Source organism: Neorhizobium sp. BETTINA12A (genome assembly GCF_023006485.1).
Taxonomy (GTDB): Bacteria; Pseudomonadota; Alphaproteobacteria; order Rhizobiales; family Rhizobiaceae; genus Neorhizobium.
The window spans coordinates 1-20135 of record NZ_JALBGW010000057.1 but is presented as its reverse complement, the minus strand read 5'-3'; the positions used below and the strand labels follow the sequence as shown (position 1 = coordinate 20135).

The 20135-nt window shown below is 61.1% G+C and carries 23 protein-coding genes; 8 read left to right on the top strand and 15 right to left on the bottom strand.

Going from position 1 to position 20135, the window contains the following annotated elements; genetic code table 11:
- Positions 1-123 precede the first annotated feature (123 nt).
- The 9 genes from MOV61_RS15630 to MOV61_RS15590 all read right to left on the bottom strand — a co-directional run bounded on the left by MOV61_RS15630 (position 124) and on the right by MOV61_RS15590 (position 9769).
- Positions 124-477: a DUF6867 family protein gene (locus MOV61_RS15630; RefSeq protein WP_247137234.1), complete on the bottom strand. Its 354-nt coding sequence runs from the start codon at positions 475-477 to the stop codon at positions 124-126.
- Between the two features lie 39 nt (positions 478-516).
- Positions 517-1245, bottom strand: coding sequence for an ABC transporter ATP-binding protein (locus tag MOV61_RS15625; RefSeq protein ID WP_038544597.1), 729 nt, complete (start codon positions 1243-1245; stop codon positions 517-519).
- On the bottom strand, positions 1245-2123 hold the full coding sequence (locus MOV61_RS15620) for an ABC transporter ATP-binding protein (RefSeq protein ID WP_247038012.1): 879 nt from the start codon (positions 2121-2123) through the stop codon (positions 1245-1247). The genes MOV61_RS15625 and MOV61_RS15620 overlap by 1 nt, the downstream gene beginning before the upstream one ends.
- Complete coding sequence (gene livM / locus MOV61_RS15615; protein WP_247038014.1) at positions 2123-3511, bottom strand: high-affinity branched-chain amino acid ABC transporter permease LivM; 1389 nt, start codon at positions 3509-3511, stop codon at positions 2123-2125. The genes MOV61_RS15620 and livM overlap by 1 nt, the downstream gene beginning before the upstream one ends.
- A 1-nt stretch (position 3512) precedes the next feature.
- Positions 3513-4415 carry a branched-chain amino acid ABC transporter permease gene (locus MOV61_RS15610; protein WP_038544603.1) on the bottom strand — a complete coding sequence of 301 codons (903 nt, stop codon included), beginning with the start codon at positions 4413-4415 and terminating at the stop codon, positions 3513-3515.
- A gap of 297 nt (positions 4416-4712) precedes the next feature.
- Entirely contained in the window at positions 4713-5261 is a 549-nt protein-coding gene (locus MOV61_RS15605; RefSeq protein ID WP_247137233.1) for a sarcosine oxidase subunit gamma, read from the bottom strand.
- Positions 5262-5270: 9 nt separating this feature from the next.
- Positions 5271-8228 (bottom strand): sarcosine oxidase subunit alpha family protein, encoded by a 2958-nt coding sequence (locus MOV61_RS15600; protein ID WP_247137232.1) that lies wholly within the window; start codon positions 8226-8228, stop codon positions 5271-5273.
- Positions 8225-8506, bottom strand: coding sequence for a sarcosine oxidase subunit delta (locus tag MOV61_RS15595; protein ID WP_247137231.1), 282 nt, complete (start codon positions 8504-8506; stop codon positions 8225-8227). The genes MOV61_RS15600 and MOV61_RS15595 overlap by 4 nt, the downstream gene beginning before the upstream one ends.
- Before the next feature lie 12 nt (positions 8507-8518).
- A complete protein-coding gene (locus tag MOV61_RS15590) occupies positions 8519-9769 on the bottom strand; it encodes a sarcosine oxidase subunit beta family protein (protein WP_247137230.1) in 1251 nt (416 codons plus the stop codon).
- 238 nt (positions 9770-10007) lie between these two features.
- Between MOV61_RS15590 and MOV61_RS15585 the strand changes: the two genes are divergently transcribed.
- The 3 genes from MOV61_RS15585 (at position 10008) to MOV61_RS15575 (ending at position 12391) form a co-directional block, all read left to right on the top strand.
- A complete protein-coding gene (locus tag MOV61_RS15585; protein ID WP_247137229.1) occupies positions 10008-11039 on the top strand; it encodes a DUF2793 domain-containing protein in 1032 nt (343 codons plus the stop codon).
- 128 nt (positions 11040-11167) lie between these two features.
- On the top strand, positions 11168-11920 hold the full coding sequence (locus tag MOV61_RS15580) for a sugar transferase (protein ID WP_408962386.1): 753 nt from the start codon (positions 11168-11170) through the stop codon (positions 11918-11920).
- A 195-nt stretch (positions 11921-12115) separates the two neighbouring features.
- The gene (locus MOV61_RS15575; RefSeq protein WP_018327815.1) at positions 12116-12391 is read left to right on the top strand and encodes a DUF1153 domain-containing protein; all 276 of its coding nucleotides are present in this window, start codon (positions 12116-12118) and stop codon (positions 12389-12391) included.
- A gap of 90 nt (positions 12392-12481) precedes the next feature.
- Here MOV61_RS15575 and MOV61_RS15570 read toward each other — a convergent pair whose 3' ends face one another.
- Positions 12482-12934, bottom strand: a complete 453-nt coding sequence (locus MOV61_RS15570) for a paraquat-inducible protein A (protein WP_247137227.1) — start codon at positions 12932-12934, stop codon at positions 12482-12484.
- A 106-nt stretch (positions 12935-13040) separates the two neighbouring features.
- On the opposite strand from MOV61_RS15570, the gene MOV61_RS15565 reads away from it, so the two are divergent.
- Positions 13041-13319 carry a GNAT family N-acetyltransferase gene (locus MOV61_RS15565; RefSeq protein WP_038544619.1) on the top strand — a complete coding sequence of 93 codons (279 nt, stop codon included), beginning with the start codon at positions 13041-13043 and terminating at the stop codon, positions 13317-13319.
- A gap of 119 nt (positions 13320-13438) precedes the next feature.
- Here MOV61_RS15565 and MOV61_RS15560 read toward each other — a convergent pair whose 3' ends face one another.
- Positions 13439-13789, bottom strand: coding sequence for a hypothetical protein (locus MOV61_RS15560; RefSeq protein ID WP_007769465.1), 351 nt, complete (start codon positions 13787-13789; stop codon positions 13439-13441).
- A 423-nt stretch (positions 13790-14212) separates the two neighbouring features.
- On the opposite strand from MOV61_RS15560, the gene ctrA reads away from it, so the two are divergent.
- The gene (ctrA, locus tag MOV61_RS15555) at positions 14213-14911 is read left to right on the top strand and encodes a response regulator transcription factor CtrA (protein WP_038544621.1); all 699 of its coding nucleotides are present in this window, start codon (positions 14213-14215) and stop codon (positions 14909-14911) included.
- 140 nt (positions 14912-15051) lie between these two features.
- Here the strand turns inward: ctrA and MOV61_RS15550 are convergent, their stop codons facing one another.
- Positions 15052-15414, bottom strand: coding sequence for a PleD family two-component system response regulator (locus MOV61_RS15550; protein ID WP_038544623.1), 363 nt, complete (start codon positions 15412-15414; stop codon positions 15052-15054).
- Positions 15415-15518: 104 nt separating this feature from the next.
- Positions 15519-16166 carry a histidine phosphotransferase ChpT gene (gene chpT, locus MOV61_RS15545; protein WP_038544625.1) on the bottom strand — a complete coding sequence of 216 codons (648 nt, stop codon included), beginning with the start codon at positions 16164-16166 and terminating at the stop codon, positions 15519-15521.
- Between the two features lie 185 nt (positions 16167-16351).
- Between chpT and MOV61_RS15540 the strand changes: the two genes are divergently transcribed.
- Positions 16352-16945 carry a DUF1134 domain-containing protein gene (locus MOV61_RS15540; protein WP_157885158.1) on the top strand — a complete coding sequence of 198 codons (594 nt, stop codon included), beginning with the start codon at positions 16352-16354 and terminating at the stop codon, positions 16943-16945.
- Positions 16946-17103: 158 nt separating this feature from the next.
- Complete coding sequence (locus tag MOV61_RS15535) at positions 17104-18309, top strand: hypothetical protein (protein WP_247137226.1); 1206 nt, start codon at positions 17104-17106, stop codon at positions 18307-18309.
- A 5-nt stretch (positions 18310-18314) separates the two neighbouring features.
- On the opposite strand, the gene MOV61_RS15530 is transcribed toward MOV61_RS15535, so the two are convergent.
- Together MOV61_RS15530 and MOV61_RS15525 are read right to left on the bottom strand one after the other, a co-directional pair.
- Positions 18315-19136, bottom strand: coding sequence for an RNA methyltransferase (locus MOV61_RS15530; RefSeq protein ID WP_247137225.1), 822 nt, complete (start codon positions 19134-19136; stop codon positions 18315-18317).
- Entirely contained in the window at positions 19136-19522 is a 387-nt protein-coding gene (locus MOV61_RS15525) for a hypothetical protein (protein ID WP_038544630.1), read from the bottom strand. The genes MOV61_RS15530 and MOV61_RS15525 overlap by 1 nt, the downstream gene beginning before the upstream one ends.
- 41 nt (positions 19523-19563) lie before the next feature.
- Between MOV61_RS15525 and MOV61_RS15520 the strand changes: the two genes are divergently transcribed.
- Positions 19564-20135 (top strand): RluA family pseudouridine synthase (locus MOV61_RS15520; RefSeq protein ID WP_247137224.1); only part of this gene is annotated, 572 nt, incomplete at its 3' end.

Genomic DNA, 20135 nt, shown 5'->3' with positions numbered 1-20135 from the left:
TTTTAGGTGAGCTGATTTTTCGAGACCGGACGCAATACCCACCATCACTGCGCCGGAAATGTTCCACTCTAGGTTACTTATGATTTCAACCCGAGCTAATCTGAGGACAGAAAAGTGCGGCTGTCAATCTTTCTTCTTGAAGGAGAAAGCCGAAGTCGGCTCGTAGAGCCAATAGTAATTCTGCACCATCTGGCGTGTCCGGCGAATGCGGAATCCGGCGCCCGAAAAGACGAGCAGGACGATCACGTCGAGGATGTAGTAGAACGGGCTGATGAATGGCCCCTGGAACAGCGCATAGTGCAGAAAACGCATCGCCACGCCGAGTAGCAGCGTATAGACCACCACCGTCGGATAGCCGTTCCAGCCCTCGGCGGCGGCCTTGCCCGACCGCCAGGCAGTCCAGAAACCGATCATCAGCACGAGGAAACGCAAGAGGTAACGCACGCCGCTGTCGCTTTCGAAAAACAGTCCCTGCATCCTAAATTCCTCCGGTCGTCAAAAGTACAACCTTTGCGATCAATGCCGTCCACCTTCAAGGTAAGCGGCGCGCACTTCCGGATTGGCGAGAAGTTCTTTTCCGGAACCGCTCATCGTCACCTTGCCGTTGACCATCACATAACCGCGGTCGGAGAGCTTCAAAGCCGCGAACGCGTTCTGCTCGACGAGGAAGACGGTCAGGCCCTCTTCCTGGTTCAGCTTCTTGATCGCCTCGAAAATGCCCTTGACGATCAGCGGTGCCAGGCCCAGCGAAGGTTCGTCGAGCAGGAGCAGCTTCGGCCGGGCCATCAGCGCGCGCCCGATCGACAGCATCTGCTGTTCACCGCCCGAAAGCGTCCCTCCGCGCTGGCTCTGGCGTTCCTTGAGGCGCGGGAAGAGCGTGAAGATCTTCTCGACGTCCTCGTTGAAATATTTGAGGTTGTCGAGGCCGGCCCCCATCTGCAGGTTCTCGTAGACGGTCATGCGCGGAAAGATCCGCCGGCCTTCGGGAGACTGGGCGATGCGGCGGCGCGCGATCAAATGCGTCGGCAGCTTGGTGATGTCCTCGCCGTCGAAGATGATCGAGCCGGCTCGGGCCTGCGGGCTGCCGCAGATGGTCATCATCAGCGTCGACTTGCCGGCACCGTTGGCACCGATAAGGCTGACGATCTCGCCCTTGTTGACTTCGACATCGACGCCTGCGAGTGCACGGATATTGCCGTAATAAGTCTCGACAGCCTCGACTTTCAGAAGGTTCTCGGCCGCCATCAGTGATTGCCCCCCTCGAGTTCTACCGCAATCACCTCTTCCACCTCGTCATCCTCGACGCCGAGATACGCGGCGATCACTCGTGGGTCGTTCTTCACATGGTCCGGCGAGCCGTCGGAAATCTTCTGCCCATATTCCAGCACCACGACATGGTCGGAAATCTCCATGACCACCGACATGTCGTGCTCGATCAGCAGGATCGAAGCGCCCTCGTCACGGATCTGATGCAGGAGCGTGTTTAGAGCCGCCGATTCGCGCGGGTTGAGGCCGGCCGCCGGCTCGTCGAGGCACAGCAGTTCCGGATTGGTGCACATCGCACGAGCGATTTCCAGCCGCCGCTGGGCGCCATAGGGAAGATCGCCGGCGGGATCGTCGGCGCGATCGGTCAGATCGGCCTTGTCGAGCCAGTACTTCGCCTTTTCGATCGAGGCATCGACGGCCCTGCTATAGGCCGGCAGGCCGAGAAGCCCCAGGATCGTGTAGCCCGATGCCTTCATCAAAGCATTGTGCTGCGCGACCAGCAGGTTTTCGAGTACCGTGAGGCCCGAGAACAGGCGGATGTTCTGGAACGTGCGGGCGACGCCGGCCAGTTTGGGGATCTCGAAGTCGCGCAGGCGTTCCAGCAGGTATTCCTTGCCGTCCCTGCGCTGCAGGGTGAGCATGCCCATGGTCGGTTTGTAGAAGCCGGTGATGCAGTTGAACACCGTCGTCTTGCCGGCGCCGTTCGGGCCGATCAGCGCGGTGATCTCGCCGCGCCGCACTTCCAGCGACAGATCGTTGATGGCCATCAGGCCGCCGAACTTCATCGACAGATGCTCGACCTTGAGGATCGTATCGCCAGCAATGCCACTCGTCATAGTCGTCGTTCCGGGAGCCATCAGCCGTGGCCCTCCTTGGTAAAGCTTCCTGAAACCGCCCGGCGCTCCTTGAGGAAGGCCGTCGGTTCTCGCGATCCGACGAAGCCGCGCGGCTTGAACAGCATGACGATGATCATCGCCAGACCGAAAAGCAGCATGCGGTAGAGTTCAGGGGTGAAGTCCGGTCCAAACACGGCCTTGAGGAAGGACATTTCGCGCAGCACTTCGGTACCGCCCACCATCACCACCGCGGCGATGGCAATGCCGGTCAGCGAGCCCATGCCGCCGAGAACGACGATTGCCAGGATCACGGCCGATTCCAGGAAGACGAAGCTTTCCGGCGACACGAAGCCCTGGCGGGTGGCGAAGAAGGAGCCAGCCACCCCTCCGAACATCGCGCCGGTCGCAAAGGCGGTCAGCTTGGTGGTGACGGTATTGATGCCGAGCGAACGGCAGGCGATCTCGTCCTCGCGCAACGCTTCCCAGGCCCGGCCGATCGGCATGCGCCGAAGCCGGATGGTGACGTAGGCGGTGAGCATGCAGAGCGCCAGGATGATGTAGAACAGGAATATCTTGTAATAGACCGAGGAAGCCGACAGGCCCCAGGCCTTGACGAAACTGTTCGCGCTGCCGGTATCGAAGGACCAGATGCCGAAGAACGAAGCCTTGGCGATACCCGAAATCCCGAATGTTCCCTTGGTCACGTCGGTCCAGTTGATCAGCACAAGGCGGATGATTTCACCGAAGGCGAGCGTCACGATGGCGAGATAGTCGCCCCTCAGCCTCAGAACCGGAAAGCCGAGAATGATCCCCCAGAGTGCTGCAAGAATGCCCGACATCGGCAAGAGCAGCCAGAAGGACAGGCCGAAATAGGAGGACAGCAGCGCATAGGAATAGGCGCCGACCGCATAGAAGGCGACATAACCGAGGTCGAGCAGTCCGGCGAGGCCGACGACGATGTTCAGGCCCCAGGCGAGCATTACGTAGATGAGGATCTGGATGCCGAAATTGTCGACATATTTCAGCGAGCCCTGCTTGCCGACGATCAGCAGCGACAGGAAGGGATAGACCAGCAGGAAAACCAGCGCGATTTTGAGGAAATGCCTGTGGAAGAAGCTCTTGTTCTCGGAAATCTCGAGAACTCCACTCTTTGCCTTGGCGAGCTTGCGACGGTCGACATGCGGCTTGATGAAGCCGACCGTCAGGAAGCGGCCGACCGCAGCAACAGCCACGAAGATCGCCAGCAGACCCCAGCGGGTGCGCCAGACGAGCGCGTTGTTGATGTCCTGATAGGTCTCGATGCCGACAAACAGCAGGAACATGAAAAAGGCGATGACGCCGGCAAACAGTCCTTCCCGTACCGCCTTGGCAAGCACGTTCGGGTGACCGGTTTCGGTGGAAGCTGTCATGTTACACCTTCTCCACTTCCGGCCGGCCGAGAATGCCGGTCGGCTTGAAGATCAGCACGAAAGCGAGGATCGCAAACGTGGCGACGTCCTTGTAGGCGATGGAGAAATAGGCCGACCACAGCGACTCGATGAGACCGATCAGAAGCCCGCCGAGAACGGCACCCGGCAATGACCCGATACCGCCGAGAACCGCTGCGGTGAACGCCTTGACGCCTGGGATGAAGCCGTCGTTGAACGAGGCGACGCCATAATACATCAGATACATGCCACCGGCGACCGCCGCGAGCGCTGCACCCATGATGAAGGTGATCGAGATCGTCCGGTCGACATCGACGCCGAGCAGTGCCGCCATCTTGCGGTCCTGCTCGGTCGCCCGCTGGGCGCGGCCGAGCGGCGTCTTGTTGACGATGTACCAGAAGGCGAACAGCAGCACCGCCGTGATGATGACGATGAGCACCTGCTTCAGCGAGATGGTGATGCCGCCGATATGGAAGACGTCGGTCACCATCGGCGGGATCGGCTTGTTGCGCGGGCCCTGCGTCACCTGGATGAAGTTGGACAGCACGATCGACATGCCGATCGCGGTGATCAGCGGCGCAAGCCGGAATGAACCGCGCAACGGCCGGTAAGCGACCCGCTCGATCGTCCAGTTCCACAACCCCGTCATCAGCATGCCGACGAGCAACATCAGCAGCAGAAGCAACGCCACCGGAATGCCGGCGAAGAAGGAGGTTGCGATCAGGAAGACGATGAGAGCGGCAAAGCCGCCGAGCATGAAAATATCGCCATGGGCGAAGTTGATCATGCCGATGATGCCATAAACCATCGTATAGCCGATTGCGACAAGGCCATAGATGGATCCAAGAGTCAGCCCGTTGATGAGCTGCTGGATAAAATACTCCATATATTTTCCCCTGGATGCGATCCCGGAAGGGTCACATCTCGTTTATTTGCCCCTTGCGGGTTCTTACGTTCTTTGGCGCATTCCATAACGTTTTCGTAAGGAATGGGAAGACAAAAAGCCGCGAGACCGACAAAATCGCAGCACTTCTCAACAATCTGGCAACACAAAGATCAGAAATTCCAAAAAACCGGCAGCTTCTGTCGAAAAATTAGCCAAGGCGCCCGGTTTTCGAAATTAAAGATCGTCCCGCGGTTAACGTTAAATTCAGATTCGACCCTCGCCCTGCAGGCTCGGCGCTCAGTCCACGAAGCCGCGGGTCAGTGCATGCTCGCGGCCCATCTCCATCAGCTCCTCGAAAACCGATCCGGCAAGCGAGCGCGGCACGATGATCTCGAACGTGTCGGCACCGGTGCGCGCGACATTTACCTCAGCGTGGCAGCACAATATCGCGGCGGAATGCCCCTCCTCGAACACCTCCGGATGCAGATCGATCGCCACGCATTTGGCCAGTATCTTTCGCACGCTCGGGCCGGAGATTTCCATCAGGACCCGGCCGTCGCTCTGGTCGACCACGGATGCGCCCGCGATTTCGGACAGCATGCCGGCGACCGTCTCGGCCCCGACCGTCCGCGACACGGCAAGCCATTCGGAGGGGCCGCAGAAGCGCGGCGCCACATCCGGAGCATTCCACAGGGCCTCGGCGACGGCGGCCTCCTGGCCTGCATGGGCGAGAACGGTGAAGATTACCGGCCGGCGAATGACCGAGAGGTGGTTCGGATTGGGATCCGTCTCGAAGCCGGAAATATGATCCTCGAGGACATGCCGGTGGAGAAGGTTGATCGACATCGGTGGCCCTCAGAGATGCAGTTTGCTGTTTTCGGGATCGACGAAGACCGGCGGACAGACTTGCGCGAGCACCTCCGAGCCGCGCAACCCGTCCCAGACCATGATCCGTTCGCCGATCCGCTCGCGCCCGGATTTCAGCATGGCGAGCGCGATGAAATGCCCGAGCGTTGGCGAAAAACAAGCCGAAGAAACAAAGCCCTGGTCGTTGGCGAGGGAGGGCTTTGCACCATCCTTCAGGAGATGCGCACCGGCCTTGATATCCTTGTCTGCCTCGATCGGCTTCAATCCGACGAGCTGCAGCCGGTCGGCGGCCGTCAATCCGAATCGGGTCGAGAGCCGCTTGCCGATGAAATCCGGCTTCTGCATCGCCATCATCCGGCCGAGCCCGACATCGTCCGCGGTAGTGCGGCCGTCGAGTTCGCTGTGGGTGACATGCCCCTTCTCGACGCGCAGCACGTTGAGCGCCTCGACGCCATAGGCGCAGATGCCCTCCTCGCGGCCCGCGTTCATGATCGCGTCGGCGACGGCCTCGCCGTAACCGGCCGGAACCGCGAGCTCGTAGGCGAGTTCGCCCGAGAAGGAAATGCGGAACAGCCGCGCCTTCAGCCCGTCGCGCAGCATCACCTCCCTGGCGGCGAGGAAGGGTAAGGCAGCATCGGAAATATCGTCCTGCACGACGCGGCTCATGATGATTCGCGCCTTCGGACCGGCGAGGGACATCTGCGCCCATTGATCCGTCGAGGAGACGAAGCGCACGTCGAGCTCCGGCCAGAAGGTCTGCGCCGAGAATTCCAGATGCGCGAGTACGTCCGCGGCAAAAGCCGTCGTCGTGGTCATGACATAGTGGTTTTCGGAAAGCCTGCTCACCGTTCCGTCGTCGAAGACGATACCGTCCTCGCGCAGCATCAGCCCGTAACGCGCTCTTCCGACCGGCAGCTTGAGAAAGCCGTTCGAATAGATGCGGTCGAGGAATTCCGCCGCACCTGCGCCAAATATCTCGATCTTGCCGAGCGTGGAGACGTCGCAGAGCCCCGCATTGGCGCGGACGCTGAGAACCTCGCGGTCGACGCTTTCCCGCCAGGTCTTTTCACCCTCTCGGGGGAACCAGGCGGAACGGTACCAGAGACCTGCGTCCACGAAGGTTGCGCCGTTCTTTCTCGCCCAGTTATGCAGCGGTGAGATGCGCACCGGCGCCGCATGTTCCGCCCGCGCAGTACCGGCGAGAGCGCCGAACGAGACCGGTGTGTAGAACGGCCGGAATGTGGTGGTGCCGATCTCGGCAGGCGACACCCCGCGCATGCCGGCGACGATGCCGGCCGCGTTGACGTTGCCGAGCTTGCCCTGGTCGGTCGCCATGCCGGCGGTCGTGTAACGCTTGGTGTGTTCGATATGGCGAAAACCTTCCCGCTGGGCGAGGCCGAGATCGCCGACATGCACGTCGTTCTGGAAATCGACGAAAGCCTTGTCCCGGGCACCCGGCACGTACCAGAGAGGCGCGAAGGACGGATCGTATTCGCCCTCGACCTCGGGCGCTTCAAGCGCGCCCACCAGCCTGCCCAACGCGTCGAGTGCTGCATGCGCCTTGGCCGAACCATCCTTCAGACAATCCCCGATCGACGCATGGCCGGCAGCCGAACCCGCAGCCAAGAAAGCGCCGCCGACGTCAGGCGGCAGAAATGCCTGCTTCTCGTCCGACCACACCGGCTTGGCGCCGCGCTGGCACATCAGATGCACGATCGGCGACCAGCCGCCCGACATCGCCAACGCATCGCAGCCAATCACCTCCTCGAAGCCGGAACGCTCGGCAATCAGCCCCTCGATTCGGTGGCGCCCCTTGGTAGCGATGACCGAGCCGTTGCGGATGACCCTCACGCTTTCCGGCACCGGATCGGCCGATTGCGGCCGCGCATCGATGATGGCGGTGACGTCGACGCCCTGCGCTAAGAGATCGGCCGCGGTGCGGTACCCGGAGCCGCCATTGGTGAAGACGGCGACCTTGCCGCCGACAGCGACGCCGTAGCGGTTGAGATAGGTGCGGGCAGCCCCTGCCGTCACCACGCCCGGCTTGTCGTTACCGCCGAAGACGAGCGGCCGTTCCTCCGCTCCAGTGGCGAGGATCGCCTGCTTGGCGACGACGCGCCACAGCCGCTCCATCGGCAGGTCCGGCGATGGCGAGGCCACGTGTTTCTGCACCCGCTCGACGGCACCGAACACCATGTCGTCATACCAGCCGAACACGGTCGTACGCGGCATCAGAGTGACATTCGGCAGCGACGCCAGTTCCGCGACGATATCAGCCGCGAATTCCGCAGCCGGCCGACCGCCGATTGCGGAGCTTTCCGACAGCAGCGAACCGCCCAGCCGAAACCCCTCGTCCGCCAGAATGACCCGCGCCCCTGCCCTGCCCGCCGCAAGCGCCGCCATCAGACCGGTCGGCCCTGCGCCGATCACCAGCAAGTCGCAATGCGCCCAGGATTTTTCGTAGCGGTCGGGATCCGCCAGCATCGCGGCCTTGCCAAGCCCCGCGGCTCGGCGGATCAGCGGCTCGTAGAGTTTTTCCCAGAGCACGCCCGGCCACATGAAGGTCTTGTAGTAGAAACCTGCACCGAGGAACGGCGACAAGAGATCATTCACGGCGCCAAAATCGTGTTTCAGCGATGGCCAGCGGTTCTGACTTGCAGCGGCAAGACCATTGTAGAGCTCGACCGTCGTCGCACGGGCGTTTGGCTCGGCCCGCGCGCCGGACCCGATCGTCATCAGCGCGTTGGGCTCGGCGGAGCCTGCCGTCACCACGCCGCGCGGGCGATGGTACTTGAAGCTGCGGGCGATCAGCATCTGATCGTTGGCAAGCAGCGCCGAGGCGAGCGTATCGCCCTCGAACCCCTTGTAGGTCTGGCCGTCGAAGGTGAAGCTGAGCGACTGGCCGCGATTGATCGCGCCGCCGGACCCGAGACGATAGGAGGTCATTCGGCAGCTCCCGCCCACTTGAATTCCGAAACGTCGGTCACGCCGAAAACCTCATGGGTGAGGTTGTCGCGCTCGACCACCAGAAAACGGCGGCAGCCGGCGATATGGTGCCAATATTCCTGGTATCGGCCCTTCGGATTGTCCCTCACATAGACATAAGCGTGCCAGGCCTCGTCCTTGGCGGTCGGTGAAGGGCGTTTCGGCGCGGCGGCCCCGCGGATCGAAAACTCTTCCTTGGGTCTGGTGCCGCAATGCGGACAGGTGATCAGGCTTGCCATGGGGGATCTTGCTCAGTGGAGGTTCGGCTGAGGGCCGCGGCCCGCTTCGTCGATCGTGTAGCCGCGCTCGAACCGGTCGAGCCGCATGAAGCGGGTGACGTGATGCGTCTCGTTTTTGGCGATCAGGTGGGCGAAACAGAAACCGGAGGCCGGCGTCGCCTTGAAGCCGCCGTAACACCAGCCGCAATTCAGATAGAGATTGTCGATCGGCGTACGGTCGATGATCGGCGATCCGTCCATCGACATGTCCATGACGCCGCCCCAGCTTCTGAGCACCTTGGCGCGCGACAGGCCGGGGATCAGCGACACCCCCTCCTCCATCGTGTGCTCGACGGTCGCCAGATTGCCACGCTGCGCATAGGAGGAATAGAAGTCGATCTCGGCCCCGAACACCAATCCGCCCTTGTCCGACTGCGATATGTAGAAATGGCCGGCGCCATAGGTGATCACATGGTCGACCACCGGCTTCAGCCCTTCCGAAACGAAGGCCTGCAGTACATGCGATTCGATCGGTAGCTCAAGATCGGCCATCCGCCCGACTGTGGTGGTATTACCGGCAGCCGCGAGCGCCAGTTTGTTGCAGCCGATGAAACCCCTGGTCGTCTCGACGCCGGTGACGAGACCGTTTTCGCGGCGGATACCGGTTACCTCGCAATGCTGGATCAGATCGACGCCGCGGGCGTCCGCCCCACGGCCGTAACCCCAGGCGACCGCATCATGCCGCACCGTACCGGCGCGCTTCTGGTAGAGCGCACCCATGATCGGGAAACGGGCGTGGTCGAAATTGAGATAGGGCGCTTTTCTGCGCACCTGCTCGCGGTCGAGCAGTTCGGCGTCGACGCCGTGGATGCGCATGCCGTTGCCCTTGCGGGCATAGGCGTCCCGCTGGCCGTCGGAATGGAAGAGGTTGAGCATGCCGCGCTGCGAGACCATGGCATTGTAGTTGAAATCCCGCTCCAGCCCTTCCCAGAGCTTCAGCGAGAACTCGTAGAACGGGTTGTTGCCTTCGAGCAGGTAGTTGGAGCGGATGATCGTCGTGTTGCGCCCGACGTTGCCGGAGCCGAGATAGCCCTTTTCGAGCACCGCGACATTGGTAATGCCGAACTCCTTGGCGAGGTAATAGGCAGTTGCCAGCCCGTGCCCGCCGCCGCCGACAATGATCACGTCATAATGCGGTTTCGGCTGCGGTTCGCGCCAGGCCGGCTTCCACATCCGATTGCCGGACAGCGCTTCCTTGAAGATCGAATAGGCCGAATAACGCATGCTTTTCCCTGTCTCTCGCCGCGCTCACATTCGCATATGCGAGAGAAAGGACAAGCGCAATCAGGACATCCAGAAGCCTGCATGCGGCGAAACGCCCATCCGTTGCTTCAAAGGCACGCAGTGTTGAAGCGGGTACGTTTCAGCAGGCCCCTGTCAGGCTTTTCAAAGGCTTGGCCGCCTCCGCCTCCCCGTCTCTGCGATAGGCCTTAGACTCCCGGGCGACCGAATGGAGACAGCCATGGCCGACACGACCGCGAACCTGAACATGCCTTTCATCCTGCCCTCGCAGGCCCAGAAACACGTGACGCACAACGAGTCGCTGCTGCGGCTCGACGCGCTGGTGCATCTGACGATCACCGAGGAACTCGAGAACCCGCCCGGCGCACCCGCCGAGGGCGCCTGTTATCTGGTCGCGACCGCGCCGACCGGCGCCTGGGCCGGCAAGACGGGACACATTGCCTCCTGGCAGGATGGCTATTGGGCATTTACAGAGCCACGTGTCGGCTGGCGCGCCTGGTTTGCCGCTTCCGAAAGGCTGAAAGTATTTTCCGGCACGCTCTGGCAGGACATCCCTCTGCCCGCGACCGGCCGCCTCGACGAACTCGGCATCAATGCGACGCCCGACAGCACCAACCGGCTTGTCCTCGCCTCGCCGGCAAGCCTGTTCAACCACGCCGGCAACGGTCACCAGATCAAGGTCAACAAGGCCACCTCGACCGACACGGCCTCGCTGCTCTTCCAGTCGAACTGGACGGGTTATGCGGAAATGGGCCTGGCCGGCGACACCGAGTTCTCCGTCAAGGTCAGCGACGGGACGACATGGAAGACCGGGCTGTCGATCTCGCCCGGCGGCCGTGTTTCGCAACCGAACCAGCCGGCCGCCCGCGCTTACCGCACCGGCACCAGTTTCACTCCGACCACCGGCCAGCAGAGTGGCTTTACGACCCTCGCCCTCGCACACGGCGGCCTTTCGCTGGGCACCGCGGCTGCCGGCGGCGGCAACCGGGTCGTCGTGCCAGCTGACGGCCTGTACCTCGTCGCCCTCAATGTCGCGGTCCTGTCGTCGTCGGGCCATGCGACCAGCCTGATGCAGAATGCAACGCAGCCGCTTATTCTGTTGAACGGCATCGCCGGTGGAGCACAAATGCAGTCCGCAACGGGAATCTTTTCCTTTTCCGCCGGAGATTACCTGACACTCGGGCATGCAGGAACCGCACAACTGGAATTGGGCGCCGGAAAAACAGAGCTATCCTTGGCAATGCTGTCATAACAGCAAATTCTAAAGTTCTTTTCATTCTTAACGCCAGGTTAACTTGGCTGATGACTCATCTCGGGAGGTGTTCTATTAAAGGCCACCGCTGCCTTCGAGGCTCGGGGGTAGAGCACGGGTGGCTGGTTTTGAGTGTTCCTGATCTGCATGACGACGCCGCCGACAGGTCGAGCGCCAGGCGGCGTGGCGAGCCGCCGCCAACTCGCATTTGGCAATCCATCGCACCACCTAAATCCTGCCCTGGATCCACCCGCCTTGCATCCAGCGGCAGCCGTCGGGTGCAACTCGCGGCAAAGCGCGCAATCGACATCGGCGTCTCGCTTTCGGCACTGGTCCTGCTCCTGCCGCTGATGCTGGTCGTCGCGCTGGCGATCCGCATCGACAGCGACGGCCCGGTGCTTTTCACACAGACGCGCTGGGGCAAGGACGGCTGCAGGTTCCGGGTCTACAAGTTCCGCTCCATGCGCACCGACCTCGGCGACGCGAAGGGGATTGCCCAGACAGTGCGCGACGATCCGCGCATCACCCGTGTCGGCGCTCTCATCCGCAAGGCCAATATCGACGAACTGCCCCAGCTTCTGAACGTCCTGAAAGGCGACATGTCGCTGGTCGGACCGCGTTGTCACGCGATCGACATGCTCGCTGCCGGCATTCCTTACGAGAACCTGGTTGCAGATTATCATCGCCGTCATTCGATGCGACCCGGCATGACCGGCCTGGCACAGATGCGCGGTCTTCGCGGACCGACGGATCGCCCCGGCAAGGCGCGCGCCCGTATCGCATGCGACCTCTATTACATCGACAATTTCTCTATTTTGCTCGACCTGCGTATCATGTTCGGCACGCTGCTCGCCGAATTTCGTGGCGGCGAAGGCTTCTGATCGCCGCCTTCGCCGAGGCTGCCCAACCATCGAAACACCGCCTTTTCAGCGGCCGGGAAGCCTTTTTCGTCCTGCCTTGGGACACGCAATGCGATTGTTGCCACAGTGGGAACAAATGCTGCGGCCTGTTTAGTCAAATATTAAAACTGGGCGGCTAGGCTCACCGACGTGGTCTTGCGTTGTGTAGAGAGTCCAATGACCGAAATGATACGTCCCCGAGTAAAATATGTCATCGGCCCCGATGGCAGCCCCTTGACGATCGCCGATCTTCCGCCGGCCAATACGCGCCGCTGGGTCATCCGGCGAAAGGCAGAGGTGGTAGCCGCGGTTCGCGGCGGCCTGTTGAGCTTGGAAGAAGCATGCGAGCGTTACACGCTCACCGTCGAGGAATTCCTGTCCTGGCAGTCCTCCATCAACGATCATGGCCTCGCCGGCCTGCGCACCACGCGCATTCAGCAATATCGTCACTGACGCGGAATTCGTGGGCGCCAAGCCCGCACCGGAAAACAAAAGGTGCCGCTGCAACGGATGCAACGGCACCTTTCGGTTTCTAAAATTCGGTCAGCTCTGCCCCGATCCGATCCGGGACAGTGACGGCAGCAGTCCGGCGATGATGGCCGAGGCGGCGTAGAACCAGAGGCCAGGCTGCGAGACCGCAACAGCCAGGCCGCTGCTCTTCGCGGCGAAGACGACGATCGCCACCAGCATCACGTCCATCATCGACCATTTCGAAAGATGCGGCATCGCGCGGCGGAAAAATCCCGCCTCCGCCGCCCGTCCGGAAAGCTGCACCGCCAGCCCAGCCAGCTTGCCAATCGGGAAAACGATCGAAAACAGCCCAACCACCATCGACAGTGCCACATCTCCCTCCCGGAACAGCGCCGCGACGAGTTCCAGCAGAGACGGAGTCTCGGTGAAGAAATAGAGCCGCTCGAAACGGATGATCGGCAGGAAGAGCCCGAGCGCCAGGAAGATTGTGGCCAGCGCGAGAAGAAGCGGCCGCAGCCAATTCATCGCTTTCTCCGTTGACGATGTGTCACCCTTGGGAGGCCGTTTAAGCTATTTCCCTCCGGCCATCCCCGTATTACACCATCGGCGAACGGACAAAAGCGGGACAATCATGAATATCACCGATGAAGAGACGCGGTCGGGCGGGCGCTACGTAGCCGAGGTCGAAGGTCATTATGCGGAAATGACCTATTCGCGCGCCTCCCCGGAACTTATCATCGTCGATCATACCGGAGTTCCCGACGAGCTTCGCGGCAAAGGGGTCGGCCAGGCGCTGGCATTGCATGCGGTGGAAGAAGCCCGCAAGGGCGGCTGGAAGATCATCCCGCTCTGCCCATTCTTCAAGGCCCAGACGGAACGCCATCCCGACTGGCAGGATATTCTTCGTTAACGCGGGATGCGGAGCCCGAATCACAAACGTTAACGGAAGACTAAAAACGGAAATGGGGCCCGGCACCGCGGCACCGCCCCAGATTATGACATTCCGTCGTTGATGCCGCCCGGCTTTTGTTAAGCGCGGGCGCGCATTCCGCCATCGCGCTCTTCGAGCGCCGAAGCCTTGGCAAATTCTGCTTCCGCTTCCTCAAGCGCCAGTTCGGCACTTTCCTCCTGGACCTTCAGCTCGCGAATCGAGACCTGAAGGTTGTCCGCGCGCTGGCGGGCCGCCTTTGCGAAGGTCGGATAAGCGAAGTGATTCCGGTCGGTAATCCCGGATTTCTTCTCTTCCAGAGTGATCTGATGCTCGAGCTCTTTAGACATTCTCTCGAATTCGGCCATCATCATCTGCAATTGCTGCAGTTGACGACGCTTTTCGGTGACCTGAAAACTTTTCAGGCGAACCAGGCTGTCACGCGACTTCATACGCAATACTCCGTGGATAGCGAGACCCAGGCCCGTGTATCCGGATTGGTACACTCCGGATCAAAAAATTCCCGCGACGTTAATAAATTAAGCTTCGCGTTAACCTTTCGTTTACGGGCATCATTAATGATAAACCGGATCGTTTAAGGGTCGGTAAATGCCAGGGCCTAAATTGGCCGCGACAATGTATGAGTCGAATGAATCACTTAGCGGAATTTCCTCATCCGCTGATTCAGTCTTGGTGATGACCAATCTTAAAGGGAAATCAGGTTGCTACTAATTTTGCTTAACGAAATCATGAACCTTGCCAGGTTGAATCATAATTTGTTAACCATTTAGTGGCAGCTTCCAAATCAGGCTCAGTCTGGATCCGTATCGAGTAAGGGGGCAAAGATACCTTACACGGCGGTAAAGGGGAAAAATATGCGGGTTCTACTCATCGAAGATGACAGCGCGACTGCCCAGAGCATCGAGCTGATGCTGAAATCGGAAAGCTTTAACGTCTATACGACCGACCTCGGTGAGGAAGGTGTCGATCTCGGCAAGCTTTACGACTATGATATCATTCTCCTCGACCTCAACCTGCCCGACATGTCGGGCTACGAAGTGCTTCGCACTCTGAGGCTTTCGAAGGTCAAAACACCGATCCTCATCCTGTCCGGCATGGCCGGCATCGAAGACAAGGTCCGTGGTCTCGGTTTCGGTGCCGATGACTATATGACCAAGCCCTTCCATAAGGATGAACTGGTCGCTCGCATCCACGCGATCGTCCGCCGTTCCAAGGGTCATGCACAGTCGATCATCATCACCGGCGAACTGATCGTCAATCTCGACGCCAAGACCGTCGAAGTCGGCGGCCAGCGCGTTCACCTGACGGGCAAGGAATACCAGATGCTGGAGCTCCTTTCGCTCCGCAAGGGTACCACGCTCACCAAGGAAATGTTCCTGAACCACCTTTACGGCGGCATGGACGAGCCGGAACTGAAGATCATCGACGTTTTCATCTGCAAGCTGCGCAAGAAGCTTGCCAATGCCGCCGGCGGCGCAAATTACATCGAAACCGTCTGGGGCCGCGGCTACGTGCTGCGCGAACCTGAGGCGGAATACGCCGAAACCGCCTGAGCTGCCTTGAAGATCCCCTTTCGAAACGTCCGCCTGGCTTGCCCGGCGGACGTTTTGTTTTGAACCTGCTTGCGGACTTCAAACGAAAAGCGGCGGCCATGCGGGCTGCCCTGGGTCGAACGGATGTATCGGCTTGTGGATCAGGCCGCCTGTGCCAGGGCCGAGAAGACCGATGTCAGGATCTTGCGATCGAAAGGCTTCAGCAGGAAATCGTCCGCACCGGCGCGCTTGCCGGCCATCATCTTCTTCAGGTCCGCCTCGATGACGCAATAGAAGATGCGGATGCTCTTGCCGTTCGGCATCGCCCGGATGGTGCCGATGAGTTCGAGCGCGCCCTCCAGGCCAGCGTCGACGATCAGGAAATTGGGAAGCTCGGCATTGCAGCGCGTCACCGCCGCGCGCGCGGTGTCGGCCTCGACGACGAGAAAGCCCAGTTCCGACAGGATCCGCTTGCCGACCGTCCGTACGATGTCCGATCCGTCGGCGATCATTAAACGCTGCATCGTGTCCCCCTGACGCTGAACCCGCTCTGGTTCCAAGCGTCTATCATTAGGAGGATGGCACTAATGAATGGTTACCCTAGGGCAGGAATCAACCGGAGATCGTCTCAGGCAGCCACAGTTTCGGCGATGAAGACGATCTTGTCTTCCGAAACCACGTGCCTCAGCTCCATGCCGGACTCTTCCGCGAGCAGTACCGTGTAATAGGGCTGGATCGAATGGGCATCGATCGGCTCTTCAAGCGTGCCGCTGGCGATTTCGACGAACTTGGCCGGCACGCGCATCATCCGTCCCTTGATGGTGAGGATGAATTTCGCGTCGTATTCCGGATTTTCCAGCGTCACGTCCATCGAACCGCCGCGAGGAATGCCCGCATAGGCGACGAGGAAGAGGTTGAGGAGCAGCTTGACCCGGTTCTTGGCGATGATAGCCCGCGGGCCGTTCCAGGTGACCTCGGTCTTCTTCTCGGCGATCGCGAAATCCTTGGCAGCCTTTTCGGCCTCGCCGGTGTCGATCGAGGCGCCGACCGAGCCGGAAGCACCGAATGCGAGGCGGGCAAACTTGAGGCGCACAGAGGCGTTGAGGGCCGAGGTGCGGATGAGGTCGAGCGCGTCGCCGTCGGCGGCACCTTCGTCGAGAAGCTCAAGGCCGTTGTTGATCGCGCCGACCGGGGAGATCACGTCATGGCAGACACGGCTGCACAGAAGTGCCGCGAGATCTGGCCCGGCAAGGGTAAGATTCGGATTCTTCGGCATGTAGGTCTCCTGTTTGGGAAATGCTCCCCCCGCGTTTGCCTTGCCATCTGAAGGTTGCGCGGGGATGAAGCAATGTTCCTGGTCATAATGACACCATATTTGGTAAACCGATTGTTAAGATCATGGCCTCAAAATGGCTGGGCCTTAAGCATGATGCAAAAGGCATGCCCCTGGATGATACAATCATGGATCTGACAATGCGCATCCACACCCCTTCGGCCCTCGCACGTTTCGCAGCGACGGTGTTTGCCGTGATCGCGATCTTCGCAGGCCCGGCATCAGCCCAGCAGGGCGCCAACCAATATTCTGCCCAGGAAATCGTCGATGCCGGCCACGGCTTCTTCGGCTCCACCAGCGGCGGGCTTGCCAAGGTCGTCGAGAAGGCCTTTTCGCAATACGGCCTGCCGAACGGCTATATCCTCGGCCAGGAAGGGTCGGGCGCCTTCATCGCCGGTCTGACCTATGGCGAAGGTGAACTCTACACCAAGAACGCCGGCCAGCACCCAGTGTTCTGGCAAGGGCCTTCGCTCGGCATCGATTACGGCGGCCAAGGCACACGAGCGATGATGCTCGTCTACGACCTTCCCTCGGTCAACAGCCTTTATGCGCGCTTCGGCGGCGTGTCCGGCTCCGCCTTTGTGGTCGCCGGCGTCGGCATGACGGTGCTGCGCAACAACAATGTGATCCTGGTACCGATTCGCACCGGCCTCGGCGCTCGCCTCGGCATCAACGTCGGTTATCTGAAGCTCACCCAGTCGCCGACCTGGAACCCTTTCTGAAATTTGCCATTATCCTCCCCGGACACCGGAGAGGATTTGATGTTTTTCACCGCAGCGACCCATAATCCCGCCTTCTGCCTGAAGGGCGCTTGCCGGTTGAATACGGCCATGCTTAAACAGCCTGCGCATTTCCATCCAGACCGCGAAACGGCCGCATCGTGATTCAGTTTGCTCTTCTGTTCGGCTTGGGTTTCCTGAGCGCCGCACTTGCAGTGATGCTGATTGCCCCGGCGGTCCATAATCGCATCGTGCGCTACACCGAAAACCGTATCAAGGCGACGCTGCCGATCAGCCCGCAGGAAGTCCGCGCCCAGCGAGATATGGCCCGCGCCGTCTATGCGGCAGAGAACGCGCGCACCAAGCAGGAACTCGTCCAGGAAAGAGACAAGGCGGTCGCGCTGCAGATCAGGAGCGAAAGCCTTGCTGAGGAAACCAGGCAGCTGCTGTCCGAAATCACCGACCTGCGCACCCAGATCGACACCATGGATGTCGAGGCCGCCGACGCCCGCTCGCGCCTGCGTCAGGAGGACAGCTATATCCAGCAGTTGAAGGCTGCGCTCGAAACCGCCGAGCAAACCGTCGCCGCCAAGGACCAGGAGATCGAAAAGCTGCAGCAGCGCCAGCTTTTGATGATAGCCGACGCCGACAACTTCCGGATCGACCTTTCCACCCGCGACACCGAGGTGGAGAACCTGAAATTCCGGATCACCGCCTTGCGCGACGAACGGGACACGTTGCGCAACGACGTTCGGCTGCAGACCTCCCGCGCCAAGGACGCCGAGGCTCGGCTCGCCCAGGAAGAGCATCGCGTCCAGCGACTTGAGGACAAGCTTGCCAAGGAAATTGCCGACCGTGCCGACAGGGAGACGACGCTGGAGCGCCGGCTTGCAGAAATCGGTCGGTTGCGGGACAAGCTGAAAGGCGCCAATGCCGAAGCGCGGGATTCCAGTCGCGCCCTTCGCGATTCGGCCGTCGTCCGCCCGGTGATAAAGGCGGGGCCGAAAAAGAAGATTACTCCGGAGGACATCAACCTGCGTGAAATTCCGCATGCTCCGCCTCCGCGACAAGCCCGGATTTCCGGACAACCCGACGTCGATCCCGTCGTGGCCAGAATGGCTGAGGATGCCCGCAGTAGAGCAATGGCGCTCTCCGAGCGCCTGCAGAACGACAGCGGCAGCGACGAAGCGATTCGCCAGGAGCTCGCCGCGATCGCCGCCAGCATGGTGGCGATGACGGCGGCGTCCGAAGGTTCGTCCTCACCGATCCACAAGATCCTCTCCGGCAAATCCGGAAACGGCAACCGGGAAAGTCTGGCGGCGAAGTCGAAGAAGACGCTCGCTACCACCCAGGACGCGAATACCTGAGACTTCTATAACCTGCCCTGAGCCATGGCGATCTCGTAGAGCGCGATCCCCGTCGCCGTCGCTGCATTGAGGCTGTCGAGACCTGGCGCCTGAGCGATGCGCGCCGATCGGATGCGGGCAAGCACCTCTGCCGGCAGCCCCTCGCCCTCCGTGCCGGTGATCAGCACCATCCGGTCCGACGCCGGCACCTCGCGGATCTCCACGAAGCCCGTCGGAGAAAGCCCCCAAACGGCAAAACCGTTCTCCATCAGCACTGCCAGGATATCGGACATCGTGCCGTGCCGCGTATAAGGCACCGAAAGCACCGACCCCACCGAGACGCGCAGCGCCTTGCGGTAGAGCGGATCGCAGCAACTCTCATCGAGCAGCACCGCATCGGCGCCGAAAGCTGCAGCATTGCGAAAGATCGAGCCGATATTGTCGTGATTGGAGATGCCGAAGGCGGCGACTACCAATGCCTTCTCCGGCAGCCTCGCAATCAGTTCGGAAGCGCTCCTCTCCTGCCGGCGGCGGCCAAGCGCCAGCACCCCGCGATGGAGGTGAAAACCGGCGATCTGATCGAGCACGGCAGTGGACGCCACATAGACCGGAATATCTGCCGGAAAACCTTCAAGGATCTCGGAAAGCCCCGCAACCCGGTTTTCAAGCAGCAGGATCTTCTCGGTCAGAAAATCGCCACCCGAACCATGCGCGGCGGCGAGCATCCTGAGCACCACCGTGCCCTCGGCTATGAACCGCCCTTCGCGTCCGGTCAGGTCCCGCTCGCGGATCGACCGGAATTCGGCGATCCGCGGGTCGTCCGCGTCCTCGATACGAACCGGCGCCATTATTGCGGAACGGCCACCGTCACATCGGCAACGATGCGGCCGGCGGCGATATCGTAGATGAAAATCTTCTGGTCGCCGGTCAGCAGGCCGTAGAACAGGATCTGGCTGCCGGAGAGCGATACGCCCTGCACCACGAAGCCGGCAGGCAGTTCCGCGGTGGCAGCAAGCGGCTGGCCGGCCGGCACCGAGAACCCGCCTGTCGAGGCGATCGTCTCTGGCTTGGCAGGCCGCTGCGCGACCTTGTAGACAATGGCGCCAAGGACCGCCATAAAGCAGACGAACAAGATCCCGCCCGAAACGAGTATCAGAAGCACCATTTTCCGGCGGATTCTCTCCATTGCCGGATCAAGCGGCTCTTCCTTTTCCTCGATCTCGGGTTGGGGCATGGGACGTCCTTGTTCTTGTCGAATGCTATCGGAATGATTGAATGAACGATCCCTTTAAAGAAGCCGAGCGCCCAAGGAAAGTCCTCACCGCCTCCGACGAGGCCGAAGGACGGCTGGACGCCTGGCTGACTTCGGTGCTCGAAGGCGAGTTTTCGCGAAACCGCATCAAGGCCCTGATCGAACAGGGCGCCGTCAGCCTGAACGGCAAACCGGTTCTCGAGCCGAAGAAGAAGATCAATGCCGGCGACACCGTCGAGATCGACCTTCCGGAACCCGAGGACCCTGAGCCCAAGGGCGAGGATATCCCGCTCGAAGTGCTCTACGAGGATGCCGACCTGATCGTCATCGCCAAGCCCGCCGGCCTCGTCGTCCATCCGGGCGCCGGCAACTGGACCGGCACGCTGGTCAATGCGCTGATCCATCATTGCGGCGCAAGCCTCTCCGGTATCGGCGGCGTCAAGCGTCCCGGCATCGTCCACCGGCTCGACAAGGATACGAGCGGCGTGATGGTCGCCGCCAAGAACGATATCGCCCATCGCCACCTCGCAGACCAGTTCGCCGACCATGGCCGCTCGGGTCCCCTGGAGCGCGCCTATCAGGCCGTCGTCTGGGG